The 255-nt window shown below is 60.8% G+C and carries 1 protein-coding gene; it reads left to right on the plus strand.

What is annotated here, in order from left to right; translation table 11 throughout:
- The coding region (locus ACLFKU_RS44700; RefSeq protein WP_410853513.1) for an ATP-binding protein at positions 1-255 on the plus strand (255 nt) is incomplete at both ends.

Raw genomic sequence — 255 nt, forward strand, 5'->3', positions numbered from 1 at the left:
TGGGCAAGACGCTCGAAAACTTCGACTTCGACCGCGTTCCCAAGCTCAACCGCGCTCACATCCATGATCTCGCCGCCGGCCGCTATATCGACGAGAAGGTCTGCGTGCTGATGGTCGGCCAAACAGGCGTCGGCAAATCGCATCTCGCGCAGGCCTTGGGCCACAGCGCCGCACGCCAGGGCCGCGATGTCCTGTTCATCACGCAAACCGAATTGCTCAAGAAGCTGCATGCAGCACGGGCGACTGAGCTTTATG

This window comes from Paraburkholderia sp. EG304, from assembly GCF_046543485.1.
GTDB classification, from domain to species: Bacteria; Pseudomonadota; Gammaproteobacteria; order Burkholderiales; family Burkholderiaceae; genus Paraburkholderia; species Paraburkholderia youngii.